Genomic DNA, 13881 nt, shown 5'->3' on the forward strand with positions numbered 1-13881 from the left:
AGCCACCGAATCGAGGAGACCCGGATGACGCCACGTCTGACGATCGGTGACGTGGCGCGTCGTGCTGGCGTCGCGCAGACGACGCTGCGCTACTACGAGCGGGTCGGTCTCATTCCGCCGCCTGACCGCGCAGGCGGCCAGCGGCGCTATCAAGAGTCGGTTTTGGTTCGGCTGGAGGTGATTCGGCTCTGCAAGGCGGCCGGATTCTCCCTCGACGAGATCACCGTGTTGATGGCAGACGTTGCACCGGGCCGGCCGCACGCGCGGGCACTGGCCGAGGCGAAGCTCACCGAGATCGACGCGCAGATGCAGTCGCTGGCTCGTGCCAGGGACATCATCGAGTGGGGCATGCGGTGCACCTGCCCGTCAATTGACTCGTGCACGTGTGGAATTCACGACACCGTACCGGCCTGAACGCGCCACTCCCGAGGATCGGAGAGTGGCCCGCTGGCCTACGCTGGACTCATGCGCAGCCGGCACGTGAGCGTCTGGATCGAAGCCGCACCCGATGCGGTGTACGCGTTTACCGCTGATCCGCATCAGATGTCACGTTGGGCGGCGGGCCTCGCGGAAGGTGGGCTACGCCTGACCGCGGACGGATGGGTTGCCGATTCCCCGATGGGCGCGGTGAGTGTCGAGTTCACGCCGCCCAACACGCATGGCGTGCTCGACCATGTCGTGCGGCTGCCGTCGGGCGAAGCCGTCTACAACCCGATGCGGGTGCTGCCCGCCGGTGTGGGGGAGGCGCGGTGCGAGGTCGTGTTCACGGTGCGACAGCGCCCAGGGATGTCCGACGAAGAATTCGACGCCGATACGGCGGCGGTTGCCGCTGATCTGGAGACTCTGCGCGGCCTGCTCGAAAGCTAGTCGCTCGACGACGAGAAGGTGCCGAGGGCGAGCCACACCACGGTGGCGGCGGCAGCGCCTGACAGAACCGCGGGTGCCGCGCTCATGGTCGCGACGCCCACGACCAGAAAAACGGCGAGGCCGACCGCGAGGGCGACGAGCTTGTACGCAGGCCAGGGGACCCCGGCTATGCAGATCTCGCGCTCGGCCCGGGAGGCCGCGCTACGAAAGTTCCCTGCGGCGGTCATGTGTACAACGATAGCTCGCAAGAAGGATTTCGGCCAGCCGAAACTCTGAATGAGGATCGTCACGCCGCACGGCGGGCCTAGGCTGACGTCATGCCTCTGACCGGAGAATATGAGCCGAGTTCGTCGGATTGGTCCAGGGAAAACGCGGAGACCTACATGGCCTCCGGTGGTACTCAGGGGACTGAATTGCAGGGCAGGCCGGTGATCCTGCTGACCACCCTCGGCGCCAAGACCGGCAAGATCCGCAAGACGCCGCTCATGCGGGTCGAGCACGACGGCGAGTATGCAGTGGTCGCCTCGCTCGGCGGCGCTCCGAAGAACCCGGTCTGGTACTACAACGTCAAGAAGAATCCGCATGTCGAACTGCAGGACGGCGCCGCCGTCGGCGACTACCAGGCGCGCGAGGTGTTCGGCGACGAAAAGGCCGTGTGGTGGGAGCGGGCAGTGGAAGCCTTTCCGGACTACGCCGAGTACCAAACGAAGACCGAACGCCAGATCCCAGTCTTTGTCCTGACCCCGATTAAGTGAAAACGCTGGCCAGTGGCACTATTGATCGGTGACTGCCGAACTGAGCAAAGACTCCCGAGTGGCGCCGCTGACCGCGGCTGACATCGACGAGGCTGCTCAGCGAATTTCCGGCGTGGTCACCCGCAGCCCGCTGCAGATCAGCGAGCGGCTGTCGGAGGCCACCGGCGCGACCGTGTACCTCAAGCGCGAAGATCTGCAGGCCGTGCGCTCGTACAAGGTGCGCGGGGCGTTCAATCTGATGGCGCAGCTGTCGGACGATGAGCTCGCCGCAGGCGTGGTGTGTTCGTCGGCAGGCAACCATGCACAGGGTTTCGCCATGGCCTGCCGATCGATGAAGACCCACGGCCGGGTGTATGTGCCGGCCAAGACCCCGAAGCAGAAGCGCGACCGCATCCGCTATCACGGCCGGGAGTTCATCGAGCTCATCGCCGTCGGATCGACATACGACCTCGCCGCGGCGGCTGCGCTCGACGACGTCGCGCGAACCGGGGCCACGCTGGTGCCGCCGTATGACGATGTGCGCACGATGGCCGGCCAGGGGACCATTGCCGCCGAGCTGCTCGATCAACTCGACGACGAGCCGGACCTGGTGATCGTGCCGGTCGGTGGCGGCGGATGCATCGCCGGAATGACGACCTACCTGGCCGAGCGCACGACGGGCACCTCGGTGCTCGGCGTGGAACCCGCGGGTGCGGCGTCGATGATCGCCGCACTCTCGGCCGGTGAGCCGGTGACCTTGGAGCATGTCGACCAGTTCGTGGACGGCGCGGCGGTTGCGCGGGCCGGCGCGCTGCCGTACGCCGCTCTTGCCGCGGCGGGCGACATGGTGTCGATCACCACGGTCGACGAGGGCGCGGTGTGTACCGCGATGCTCGACCTGTACCAGAACGAGGGCATCATCGCCGAGCCTGCGGGTGCGCTGTCGGTTGCCGCGTTGTTGGAGGCCGACATCGAGCCCGGATCCACGGTCGTGTGCCTGGTCTCCGGCGGCAACAACGACGTGACCCGCTACAACGAGGTGCTCGAGCGTTCACTTGTGCACCTGGGGCTCAAGCACTACTTTCTCGTCGATTTTCCTCAGGAACCCGGGGCGTTGCGTCGCTTCCTCGACGAGATCCTCGGGCCGGGCGACGACGTCACGCTGTTCGAATACGTCAAGCGCAACAACCGCGAGACGGGCGAGGCGCTGTGCGGCATCGAATTGAGCTCGGCGGCCGATCTGGAAGGTCTGCTGGCGCGTATGGAGGCGTCGGACATCCACGTCGAGCTTCTCGAGCCCGGTTCTCCGACGTACCGCTACCTGACCTGAGGTCGGGCCTCACTCAATCTGTGGACAACGGGTTGACCGTTCGCAGGATCGCGAACGAGTGCCCGCCGAGCACCGTCATCGCGGAGTCGGTGCCGGGTTCGTCCGAGGCCAGCACCACCTCGCCGGTGACGGGGATCTTCACGGTCTCGGCACCGAGGTTGCACGCAATCGACAGGGCGCCGCGATGCATGACGATCCAGCGCTGCGCCTCATCGAACTCGATCCGCATGTGGTCGAGCCACGGATCGGCCAGATCGGGCTCGGTCTTGCGCAGGGCGATCAATCGGCGATAGATCGCGCGCAACCTGCCGTGCTCGCCGTCGTCGACCTCATCCCAGTCGAGTTTGGACCGCTCGAATGTAGCCGGATCCTGAGGGTCGGGTATCTCGTCGGCATCCCAACCGTGTTCGGCGAACTCGGCTTTGCGGCCCTCGGCGGTCGCGCGGGCCAACTCCGGTTCGGGGTGAGAGCTGAAGAACTGGAACGGTGACGACGAGCCCCACTCCTCGCCCATGAAAAGCATTGCCGTATACGGTGATCCGAGAGCCAACGCGGCTTTGACGGCGAGCTGACCGAAGTCCAACCGCTGGGACGGGCGGTCGCCGACCGCGCGGTTGCCCACCTGGTCGTGCGTGAGGGTGTAGGCGAGCAGCCGGGTCGCCGGGATGGTGGTGGTGTCCAGTGGGCGCCCGTGTCTGCGGTGCCGGAACGACGAATACGTCCCGGCGTGGAAATAGCCGTTCTTGAGCGTGGTCGCCAGTGCCTGCAGCGAACCGAAATCGGCGTAATAGCCCTGCCGTTCGCCAGATACCGCGGTGTGGATGGCGTGGTGGATGTCGTCGTCCCACTGCGCGGTCAGCCCGTATCCGCCGCGTTCGCGTGGCGTTATCAGGCGAGGGTCGTTGAGATCGCTCTCCGCGATCAACGACAGCGGTCTGCCGAGTTCCTCGGCCAGCGTTTCGGTTTCGGCGGACAGTTCTTCGAGAATGTGAATCGCGGTGTTGTCCATCAGGGCATGCACGGCGTCCAGTCGCAGTCCGTCGGCGTGGAAGTCGCGCATCCAGCGCAGCGCGCACTCGATGATGTATGTGCGCACCTCGTCGGCGTCGGCATCCGAGAGGTTGATCGAGCTGCCCCATGGATTCTGGCCCGCAGACAGGTAGGGGCCGAACCGCGGCAGATAGTTGCCGGACGGGCCAAGATGGTTGAACACCGCGTCGATGAGGACACCGATTCCGCGGGCGTGGCACGCGTCGATCAGCCTGACCAGCCCGTCGGGGCCGCCGTACGGCTCGTGCACGGCGTACCACAGCACCCCGTCGTATCCCCAGCCGTGTGTTCCGCTGAAGGCGTTGACGGGCATCAACTCGACGAAGTCGACGCCCAGATTCACGAGATAGTCCAGCTTTTCGATCGCGGAGTCGAACGTGCCGGCGGGTGTGAAGGTCCCGGTGTGCAGTTCGTAGATCACCGCGCCCGCGATCGACTTGCCGGCCCACCCGGCGTCGGTCCAGGAGTTCGGGGCGGGCTGCCACAGTTGCGAGCGTTCATGAACACCGTCGGGCTGGCGTGGTGAGCGCGGGTCGGGCAGCACCTTCGGATCGTCGTCGAGGACGAATCCGTACCTGGCGTCGTCCGGGCAGGCCACGTCGGCGCGCCACCACCCGTCGTCCGACCGGGTCATCTCGTGCGTGGTGCCGTCGACGTCGAGTCGGACGTTACGCGGGTTCGGCGCCCACACGGCGAATTCGGTCATGCCTCACGCTCCAGCAGTGCGACCGGCAGTTCCGCGAACAGGTCGGTGGCCGGCACCGTCCCCGTCCACCGGCGTCCACCGAGCCGGTCCACCCATTCGCCGTCAGGAAGAGTCAAACCGGTGTCCCCCCACCCGGTTTCGGCCAATCCGACGGTCCATCGGCTGACGGCCACGACGACGTCGGCGCCGCGCCGGTAGGACACCAGGTGCGTCGCTGCGGTTCCGAACGCCTGCAACGGTGTGTAACCACCGGACCCGAAGAGTTCGGGCCGCTCGCGGCGTAGCCGCAGCGCGGCGCTGGTCACCCGGATCTTGGGATCGGTGAACTCCCGCAGTGCGATACGGCGGACCTCGTAGTCGACGGGACGACGGTTGTCCGGATCGACGAGACTGTCCTCGGCCAGTTCGGTGCCCTGGTACACATCCGGAATGCCAGGAGCGGTCAGTTGGATGAGCTTCTGCGCGAGGCTGTCACTGCGCGCATGCTGATCGAGTTGGGCGACGAGTTCGGTCATGCCTGCGGCGACCGGTCCATCGAGCACCGCGTCCAGCCAGCGGTGTACGTCATCCTCGAACGCGGAATCGGGATCATGCCATGATGTTTCGGTCGCAGCCTCGCGCATCGCCTTCTCGGCGTAGGAATGCAGCCGGTCACGCAGCTCGGTGGTGACCTTGCCGTCGGCAGGCCACACCCCGAAGATGTTCTGCCACAGAAACAATGCGGTCGCGGCGTCCGGCGGGGGTGCGAGCGTGGTCCACTGGTCGATCAGCTCTGACCACAGCGTCGGGACTTGGGACAACACGCCGATCCGGGCACGGACATCTTCGCCGCGCTTGGTGTCGTGGGTGGTGAGCGTCGTCATCGCGGTCAGCCACATGGCCGCGCGGGTCGCGGCCCGCTGATGGAACTCGGCCGCACTGACGCCGAACTGCTCGGGTGAGCCGCCCACCTCGTTGAGCGACACCAACCGGGCATCCCGGTAGAACAGGCAGTCTTCGATCGCTTTAGCGGTCGCGGCGCCACACAGTTGGTTGAACCGTGCCATCGCTTCGTCGCTCGTTGACAACGCGATCGCGACGGTAGTCAGCGATTCGGCGAGTTCCGGTGCGGCCTCGCCTGTTTCGGCGAGCGCGACCGGAAGTACGGCAGATAGCGCCGGATAGTCCGAGCGGTAGACGCCGATCCGGCCGACAAGCGATGCGATGGCCTGAGCCAGCGCGGGGTCGTCGTCTGCCGTCTTACCGGACATGAGCCGGCACAGCCGATTCAGCTCGCTGCGCAGAGTATTGGTCACCGCGGCCGTCTTGAGCTGCTGTTCGGACCCGGGATCGAGTTCGGCGCACAGCTCGCTGAGTGCGGGTGCGCCTGCGGGATCGATGAGGAGGCCACCGATTTCGCGGAGGGCGTCGTACCCGGTGGTGCCGGCGACCGGCAGCGCCGGGTCGAGGGCTTCGTCGGTTGCCAGAATCTTCTCGGCGACGATCCACGCGGACGGGCCGACCAGTTCGCGCAACCACACGAGATATCCGGCCGGATCGGTCAGACCGTCGGGATGGTCGATGCGCAGGCCGTCGACCAGACCCTCGTCGAACCAGCGTTTGACCTCGACATGCGTCGCGTCGAACACCGCTCGGTCTTCCTGACGGAGCGCCGCCAGTGAGGTGATCGAGAAGAAGCGGCGGTAACCGCACACCCCGCGCCGCCATCCGATCAACCGGTAATGCTGGCGGTCATGGACCTGCGCGCCGGTACCCGTCCCCGTTCCCGGGGCGATCGGCAGGGTCAGGTCGCCCAGGCGCAGCACGTCGCCGTCCACCTTGAGGTCGGCGACGTCCTGATCAGAACCAAGGATCGGCAGCACGATTCGGCCGTTGTCGAGATCCCAGTCGATATCAAAGAAGGAGCAGTAGGCCGACTCCCGACCGTGCGTGAGCAGATCCCACCACCAGCGGTTCTGCTGGGGATCGGCGACACCGACGTGATTGGGGACGATATCTACGATCACGCCCATTCCGCGGCTGTGCGCGGCGTCGGAGAGCCGGCGCAATCCTTCCGGGCCGCCGAGCGCGGACGAAACCGTCGTTGGATCGGTGACGTCATAGCCGTGTGTCGAACCTTCGGCGGCGGTCAGGATGGGAGACAGGTACACATGCGAGACGCCGAGCTCGTCGAGATAGTCGAGCAGGTTCACGGCGTCGTCGAACGTGCAGCAATCCCCACGCATCTGCAACCGATACGTCGTTAGCACCGGACGCGCCATCGGTCAGGCCGTCTTACGCAGTACGAGAAGTGACCGGGCCTGCAGTGAGATCTTGTCCCCGGCCGCCACGACCAGATCCGAATTGCCGGTCGGATCGGCGGTGTCGAGATCGGCGGTCCACTCCGCGGCATAGTCGCCGTCCGGTGTCACGAAGTCCTGCGCGTGGTCGTTGGCATTGAAGCACAACAGAAATGAGTCATCGACGACGCGTTCGCCGCGGGCGTTGGGCGCTTCGATGGCATCACCGTTGAGGAACACCGCCACGCAGGTGCCGAGGCCCGTACCCCAGTCCTCCGGCGTCATCTCGGTGCCGGACGGCGTCAACCATGCGATGTCGCGCACCTGGTCCCCGCTGCGGATCGGCTTGCCCTCGAAGAACCGGCGGCGGCGGAACACCGGATGGCGTTTGCGGAACTCGACCACCTTCCGGGTGAACGCGAGATGGTCGGCGTTGGTCTCACACAGCGACCAGTCCATCCACGAGATCTCCGAGTCCTGGCAGTACACGTTGTTGTTGCCCAGCTGGGTTCGGCCGATCTCATCACCGTGCGCGAGCATCGGCGTGCCCTGCGAGAGCATCAGCGTCCCCATGATGTTGCGCATCTGCTTACCGCGCAGCGCGCGGATGTCGGGGTTCTCGGTCGGACCTTCCACGCCGCAGTTCCACGAGCGGTTGTGGCTCTCGCCGTCGCGGTTGTCCTCGCCGTTGGCCTCGTTGTGCTTCTCGTTGTAGGACACGAGATCGTTGAGCGTGAAGCCGTCGTGACAGGTGACGAAGTTGATGCTCGCGCTCGGCCGCCGGCCCGTCGCCTCATAGAGGTCCGACGAGCCGGTCAGCCGGGATGCGAATTCGCCAAGGGTTGCGGGTTCTCCCCGCCAGTAATCGCGCACAGTGTCGCGATATTTCCCGTTCCACTCGGTCCACAAACCTGGGAAGTTGCCCACCTGGTAACCGCCCTCGCCGACATCCCACGGCTCGGCGATCAATTTCACCTGGCTGACCACCGGATCCTGCTGCACCAGGTCGAAGAACGCCGACAGTCGGTCGACGTCGTAGAACTCGCGCGCCAGGGTCGAGGCGAGGTCGAATCGGAACCCGTCGACGTGCATCTCCAGCACCCAGTACCGCAGCGAATCCATGATGAGCTGCAGGGTGTGGGGATGCCGGGCGTTGAGGCTGTTGCCGGTCCCGGTGAAATCCTTGTAGAACTCGGGCTGGCCGTCGAGCAGGCGATAATAGGCGGCGTTGTCGATGCCGCGGAAGTTGATCGTCGGGCCGAGGTGGTTGCCTTCGGCGGTGTGGTTGTAGACGACGTCGAGGATGACTTCGATGCCCGCGTCGTGGAACGCCTTGACCATGGTCTTGAACTCGGCGACCGCGCCGCCGGCGTGCCGGTTGGCCGCGTACTGGAAGTGTGGTGCGAAGAACCCAACGGTGTTGTAGCCCCAGTAGTTTCGCAGCCCGAGGTCCAGCAGGCGGTGATCGTGCATGAACTGGTGCACGGGCATCAGCTCGATCGCGGTGACGTCGAGCGACTTGAGGTGGTCGATGATCACCGGATGCGACAGGCCCGCGTAGGTGCCCCGGAGTTCCTCGGGAATGCCGGGGTGGGTCTGCGTCATCCCTTTGACGTGAGCCTCGTAGATGACGGTGTCGTGGTAGGGCGTCTTGGGGGCACGATCCGAACCCCACTGGAAGAACGGGTTGATGACCACGCTCGTCATGGTGTGGCCCAGGGAGTCGACCCCCGGCGGCGTACCCGTGCCGGGAGGTTCGGCGCTCAAATCGTAGGAGAACAGCGCCTGGCAGAAGTCGAAATCACCGTGGAACGACTTGCCGTACGGATCGAGCAGCAACTTGCTCGGGTCGCAACGATGTCCGGCGCCCGGATCCCAGGGGCCGTATACGCGAAATCCGTAGCGCTGACCCGGCGTGACGGTCGGCAGATAGGCATGCCAGACGTACCCGTCCACCTCGTCGAGGTTGATGCGCTCCTCGGAACCGTCCTTGGCGATCAGGCACAGCTCGACGCGCTCGGCGACCTCGGAGAACAGCGAGAAGTTGGTGCCTGCGCCGTCGTAGGTGGCGCCGAGCGGATAGGCCTCACCGGGCCATACCGTCGACATCCGTTCGGGTAGGGGAGCCGACGTCATGGCTGCGCCCACCAACCAGTGGCAGCAGCCATCTGGCGACCCAGTTCATTGGTCATGGTGCGCATGTAGGTCGTCGATAGATGGTGAGAATCGTGGTACAGCAACACATTTCCCTCCACCACGCGGCAATAGTCCTTACGGCACACCGCATCGCTCATGTCGAGCGGCTTCAACAGGGGGAACCGTCCGACGAAATCCAGTGTGGGGTTGTGGTCGGAGAGTACCTCGGACCGCTCGATGCCGCAGGAGATGGCGTCCCCGCCGTTTGCCAGGCAGTCCGCCGGGAAATACGGTTCGCCATCGCGGACCAGCCATGGGGTGTCCCGCATCGCGAGAATCGGAATGTTGTTCTGCGACAACGTCTCCCAGATCCCGATATATGTGCTGGGCATCACATCGCCGGGCTTGATGTTCCACGGACGCGTCGAGGTGGTGAAGACGAAATCCGGGTGGTCGGCGATGAGTTTCGCCATGACCCGCTGGTTCCACTCACGGCATTTCGGATATGGCCGGTTGTCGCCCATCACGAGCGGCATTTGTTCGGTGGTCAACGGGCAACCCATCTTCAGGTACGTGACCACCTTGAAGTTGTGCAACCGGCCGAGCAGATCGAGCGCGGTGATCCAGTGCTCGGCGTGTGAGCCGCCTGCGAGCGCGATGGTGCGGGCCGCATTCTTGTCGCCGTAGGTGCAGTTGATGACCCCGACGTTGTTGAAGTCGCTGATGCATCCGTCGTTCGTCGAAGCCGGCAGGTCGTTCTTGGCTTCGAGCACAGTCGGCCGCATGGGCAGCTTGGGCACGCGAACGTTGTTGAGCAGGGCCCTGGCACCGGGGTAGTCGCGTGCCGACAGGCCCGACAGTTCCTTGCCTTTGGCGCGCTGAACGGTCACATGTTCACGCCACGTGAACGACGTGGCCGTGAGTGCGACACCGAGGAGCGCGACGATCGAGCCGAGCACGATCGTCGGGCGGCGCAAACGGGCGCGCAGCGGGACGGCGGGCGCTGGGGTCTTGACGCTCTGGGCACGCAGTGGCTCTTCGATGTAGCGGGTGGTGAGCCAGGCCAGCACACCCGACACCAGCAGGACGATCGTGCCCTCGAGGAAATTGGCGTGCGTGTGCCCCGAATACGACAACCAGAAGATGAGCAGCGGCCAGTGCCACAGGTACAGCGAGTAGGCCATCGCGCCGAGGGACACGAACGGTTTCGTCGCGAGCAATCGGTTCGGCGCGGGCAACCGGTCGGTGTCCGACCGGTTGGCGGCCGACAGTATGAACAGCACCGTGGCGCCCACCGGAACGAGCGTCCACGGGCCGGGAAACTCTTTGACGCCGTCGATGAACGCACCGCACGACACGATCGCGGCGAGCGAGACGACGGCGATCACGGTCCGCAACCACATCGGCCAACGCACGAAACCGACGACGGCGCCGGCGAGCGCGCCCAGCAGCAGTTCCCACGCACGCGCGAAGCTGTTGTAGTACGCGGTCGCCTGATCGGTGTTGTGCGCGATGATCGCGTACACGAACGACGCGATCGTCAGCGCGGTGAGCACCACGATGAACGCCGTCCGCAGATGCCTGCCGAACAACCGGCGGCACAGGAAAGCGAACCCGAAGATCAGCGCGAGAAACGCGATATAGAACTGTCCCTGAACCGACATCGACCAGATGTGCTGGAGGGGACTGACCGCCTCACCGGCGCGAAGGTAATCCGCGGCGGTGTTTGCGAGCTCCCAGTTCTGGTAGTAACCGAGACTCGCGAGGCTTTGGTCAGCAAACGCTTCCCAACGTGTTTCCGGCTGGATCAGAATCGTGAGCACCGCCGAAGCCGCGAGCACGACCACGAGTGCGGGCAGCAGGCGCCGCACCAGCCGGACGACCTCGGGCATGGGCCAGAGCGAAGCTCCCGGGGTCAGTGCGGCCCGCAGGATCTTGCCGCCGAAGAAGAACCCGGACAGCGCCAGGAAAACATCCACACCACCGGAAACACGGCCGAACCAAACGTGAAACACCGCGACGAGCGCGATCGCGATACCGCGCAGGCCATCGAGATCGTGTCGGTAGAAACCCGACTTCCGGGTGCCCATGGACGCGGGGGTGGCGCGCGATGTTTCGCTTACGGGCGCCGGCCGGGCTGGGGCAAGGGTCATCATGATCGAGGTCAATTTACCTAAGAACAGCCTGCCGCTCATATTTCGGATGCCTTCACCACACTCTGTGAGCAAAGGGCTAGGCTGCCGGTCTGTGGCTGACCTGACCCCGGCGCAGATCAGTGCGATCGACAGCGCGCACATCTGGCACCCCTACAGCACCATCGGTGCCGAGGCATTGCCGCCGGTCGTCGCGGTCGGGGCAAAGGGCGCGTGGCTGACGGTCATCGATCCCGCCGACGACGCAGGCCGGCCGATCGAGGTGCTCGACGCGATGGCGTCGTGGTGGACTGCCGTGCACGGTCATGGCCACCCGGCCCTCGACAGTGCGATCAACCGTCAGATGGCCACCATGAACCACGTGATGTTCGGTGGCTTGACGCACGAACCCGCGGCGCGGTTGGCCCAGCTGTTGGTCGAGCTCACGCCTGCCGGTCTGGAGACCGTGTTCTTCAGTGACTCGGGATCGGTTTCGGTCGAGGTCGCGGTCAAGATGGCGTTGCAGTACTGGCGAAGCCTCGGCCGCGGCGCCAAACACCGCCTGATGACTTGGCGCGGCGGCTATCACGGCGACACCTTCACGCCGATGAGCGTGTGCGACCCGGATGGCGGCATGCACTCGTTGTGGACCGACGTTCTGGTCGCCCAGGAGTTCGCGCCGCCGGTGCCCGCCGACTACGATCCGGCCTACTCCGCGGCGTTCGAGCAGCAACTCGCCGAGCGTGCCGACGAACTCGCCGCAGTGATCGTCGAACCCGTCGTGCAGGGTGCCGGCGGGATGCGGTTTCACGATCCGCGCTATGTCTCCGATCTGCGGGCGATCTGCGATCGCCACGACGTTCTGCTGATCTTCGACGAGATCGCCACGGGTTTCGGCAGGACCGGCGAGCTTTTCGCCGCCGAGCATGCTGGCGTGAGCCCGGACATCATGTGTGTCGGCAAAGCGCTGACCGGCGGGTACATCACGCTGGCGGCGACCTTGTGCACGGGAGAGATCGCGCAGACCATCAGTTCGGGGGAGCCTGGGGCCCTCATGCACGGTCCGACCTTTATGGCCAACGCGCTGGCCTGCGCGGTGGGTGTGGCGGCAGTGGAGCTTCTGATCCACGGTGATTGGCGTACCCAGGTCCGCGAGATCGAAGCGGGCCTGCGGGACGGTCTTGCGCCTGCGCGGGAGTTGGCCGGTGTGGCCGATGTCCGGGTACTGGGTGCGATCGGCGTCATCGAGATGGCCGAGCCCGTCGACATGCGGGTGGCGACCGCGGCGGCGTTGCGGCACGGCGTCTGGCTGCGGCCGTTTCGCAATCTCGTCTACGCGATGCCGCCCTACATCTGCACACCGGCCGAGGTCGAACAGATCACCGCCGCGATGGTGGGCGTCGCTCGTGCATTAACCTGAACGGTGTTCAATGACCGCCCGTTCACGTTTCATCGCAGCCGGGCTGTCCGCACTCGGCACTGAGGAGCACAGGGTGACACGCACAGGTCTTTCTCCGCTGGCCTGGCTGGCCGACGTCGAACGGCAGCGCCGCGAGGCGGGGCTGCGGCGTGAACTTCGGTCCCGACCGCCGGTCGGCGCGGAACTGGACCTGGCGTCCAACGACTACCTCGGGTTGTCGCAGCATCCCGAGGTGCTCGACGGCGGCGTCGAGGCGTTGCGGATCTGGGGCGCGGGAGCCGGCGGATCTCGATTGGTCACGGGCAACACCGAGTTGCACGAGGGGTTCGAGACCGCGCTGGCGTCCTTCGTCGGGGCCGAATCGGCGTTGGTGTTCTCATCGGGCTACACCGCGAACCTCGGCGCCCTGGTCGCGCTGTCCGGACCGGGATCGCTCGTCGTCTCGGATGCGCTCACGCACGCGTCGCTCGTCGACGCCTGCCGGCTGTCGCGGGCCCGGGTGACGGTGACGACGCACCGCGATGTCGCCGCGGTCGAGGCCGCGCTCACCGCGCGTGCCGAGGAACGCGCCGTGGTCGTGACGGAATCGGTGTTCAGCGCCGACGGGGTGCTTGCCCCGCTGCGCGAGCTGCACGCGGTATGCCGGCGCCACGGGGCCCTGCTGCTCGTCGACGAGGCACACGGGCTCGGTGTACGCGGTCCAGGCGGGCAGGGCCTGCTCCACGAGGTCGGTCTGGCCGGAGCGCCCGACGTCGTGATGACGACGACGCTGTCCAAGGCGCTGGGCAGCCAGGGCGGGGTCGTGCTCGGTCCGGAGGCAGTGCGCGCACACCTCATCGACGCGGCGCGGCCGTTCATCTTCGACACCGGACTCGCGCCCGCCGCGGTCGGCGCGGCCTGGGCGGCACTGCGCGTGCTGATCGCCGAGCCGCACCGGGCCCGGGACGTGCTGACCCATGCCGCTGAACTGGCCCGCATCTCGGGTGTCGCAGCGCAGCCGGACTCGGCGGTGGTATCGGTGATTCTGGGGGAGCCCGAGGTCGCCGTGGCAGCGGCGGCGGCGTGTCTCGAACGCGGTGTCCGGGTCGGATGCTTCCGCCCGCCGACCGTGCCTGCGGGCACGTCCCGATTGCGTTTGACCGCGCGGGCTTCGTTGTCGCGCGACGAGATGGATCTGGCCGCCCGGGTGTTGACCGACGTGCTTGCCGCCGTGCGGGCATGACCGAC

11 protein-coding genes are annotated in these 13881 nt (G+C 66.1%); 6 read left to right on the top strand and 5 right to left on the bottom strand.

Annotated features, from left to right (window positions below; translation table 11 throughout):
* The first annotated feature begins 24 nt into the window (after nucleotides 1-24).
* Nucleotides 25-414: a MerR family transcriptional regulator gene (locus tag ACRCUN_RS10075; RefSeq protein WP_462141484.1), complete on the top strand. Its 390-nt coding sequence runs from the start codon at nucleotides 25-27 to the stop codon at nucleotides 412-414.
* Nucleotides 415-465: 51 nt separating this feature from the next.
* Nucleotides 466-867, top strand: a complete 402-nt coding sequence (locus ACRCUN_RS10080) for an SRPBCC family protein (RefSeq protein ID WP_462141485.1) — start codon at nucleotides 466-468, stop codon at nucleotides 865-867.
* Here the strand turns inward: ACRCUN_RS10080 and ACRCUN_RS10085 are convergent.
* A complete protein-coding gene (locus tag ACRCUN_RS10085; RefSeq protein WP_462141486.1) occupies nucleotides 864-1094 on the bottom strand; it encodes a hypothetical protein in 231 nt (76 codons plus the stop codon). The two genes, ACRCUN_RS10080 and ACRCUN_RS10085, sit on opposite strands and share 4 nt — an antisense overlap.
* Nucleotides 1095-1184: 90 nt before the next feature.
* Here ACRCUN_RS10085 and ACRCUN_RS10090 point away from each other — a divergent pair, with 90 nt between their 5' ends.
* A complete protein-coding gene (locus ACRCUN_RS10090; RefSeq protein WP_462141487.1) occupies nucleotides 1185-1622 on the top strand; it encodes a nitroreductase family deazaflavin-dependent oxidoreductase in 438 nt (145 codons plus the stop codon).
* A 28-nt stretch (nucleotides 1623-1650) separates the two neighbouring features.
* Complete coding sequence (gene ilvA, locus ACRCUN_RS10095) at nucleotides 1651-2931, top strand: threonine ammonia-lyase IlvA (protein WP_462141488.1); 1281 nt, start codon at nucleotides 1651-1653, stop codon at nucleotides 2929-2931.
* A gap of 13 nt (nucleotides 2932-2944) precedes the next feature.
* Here the strand turns inward: ilvA and treZ are convergent, their stop codons facing one another.
* From treZ to ACRCUN_RS10115, 4 genes are read right to left on the bottom strand one after another with little or no spacing between them, the layout of a single operon-like run.
* Entirely contained in the window at nucleotides 2945-4687 is a 1743-nt protein-coding gene (gene treZ, locus ACRCUN_RS10100) for a malto-oligosyltrehalose trehalohydrolase (RefSeq protein ID WP_462141489.1), read from the bottom strand.
* Nucleotides 4684-6948: a malto-oligosyltrehalose synthase gene (gene treY / locus ACRCUN_RS10105; RefSeq protein WP_462141490.1), complete on the bottom strand. Its 2265-nt coding sequence runs from the start codon at nucleotides 6946-6948 to the stop codon at nucleotides 4684-4686. The genes treZ and treY overlap by 4 nt, the downstream gene beginning before the upstream one ends.
* 3 nt (nucleotides 6949-6951) lie before the next feature.
* Nucleotides 6952-9102: a glycogen debranching protein GlgX gene (glgX, locus tag ACRCUN_RS10110; RefSeq protein WP_462141491.1), complete on the bottom strand. Its 2151-nt coding sequence runs from the start codon at nucleotides 9100-9102 to the stop codon at nucleotides 6952-6954.
* A complete protein-coding gene (locus ACRCUN_RS10115) occupies nucleotides 9099-11258 on the bottom strand; it encodes an acetyltransferase SucT (protein ID WP_462141492.1) in 2160 nt (719 codons plus the stop codon). Before ACRCUN_RS10115 ends, glgX begins: the two co-directional genes overlap by 4 nt.
* A gap of 46 nt (nucleotides 11259-11304) precedes the next feature.
* Between ACRCUN_RS10115 and ACRCUN_RS10120 the strand changes: the two genes are divergently transcribed.
* Complete coding sequence (locus ACRCUN_RS10120; RefSeq protein ID WP_462141493.1) at nucleotides 11305-12654, top strand: adenosylmethionine--8-amino-7-oxononanoate transaminase; 1350 nt, start codon at nucleotides 11305-11307, stop codon at nucleotides 12652-12654.
* 73 nt (nucleotides 12655-12727) lie between these two features.
* Nucleotides 12728-13876, top strand: coding sequence for an 8-amino-7-oxononanoate synthase (locus ACRCUN_RS10125; protein ID WP_462141494.1), 1149 nt, complete (start codon nucleotides 12728-12730; stop codon nucleotides 13874-13876).
* Nucleotides 13877-13881: the final 5 nt, after the last annotated feature.

This window comes from Mycobacterium venezuelense (assembly GCF_054919535.1).